Here is a 431-nt window from a genome sequence, read left to right on the forward strand (position 1 = left end):
GTGAGCACCTTCCTCATGAACGCCTTGGCATAGACCATGTCGCCGAGGCCGTAGGCCTTCATCGCATAGGAGAAGAGACGGTAATCCTTCAGGAAGTCGTCGATGGTCTTCACGTTGCCGATATGGCCGAGAAAATAGTCGGTCTCCCGGCTGACATCGGGCTGCTTCGCGACCTGCGTCAGCGACTTGCCCATGTCCTTTGTCAGCCTGGTGTAGTCCGCGATGGTGGATAGCATGAGGCGCCCTTCGTCCGCTGGTGCGGCATCCTCGCAAGTTGCCGTGAATTGCTTGCGCGGGGCTGGCCGCGCCGAAACCAGCTTCGCGCAAGCGTCGGCCATTAGACGTCTGCGATGGGATCGGCGATGGAGCGGCGCGTTGGGCAGTTTCGTGGGGATTTTCATCACGGTAGCGGCGCTGCTTGGCGGCTTCGC

Annotated in this window: 2 protein-coding genes; one reads left to right on the forward strand and one right to left on the reverse strand. The window is 61.0% G+C overall.

The window, feature by feature from the left end:
- Window positions 1-236, reverse strand: a 236-nt coding sequence (locus AACY49_RS31310; RefSeq protein WP_339528234.1) for a hypothetical protein, incomplete at its 3' end; no start/stop codon positions are given.
- On the opposite strand from AACY49_RS31310, the gene AACY49_RS31315 reads away from it, so the two are divergent.
- Window positions 235-431, forward strand: a 197-nt coding sequence (locus AACY49_RS31315; protein ID WP_339528235.1) for a hypothetical protein, incomplete at its 3' end; no start/stop codon positions are given. The genes AACY49_RS31310 and AACY49_RS31315 overlap by 2 nt on opposite strands.

It is taken from the genome of Pseudomonas sp. EL_65y_Pfl2_R96, from assembly GCF_963970905.1.
Lineage (GTDB): Bacteria > Pseudomonadota > Gammaproteobacteria > Pseudomonadales > Pseudomonadaceae > Aquipseudomonas.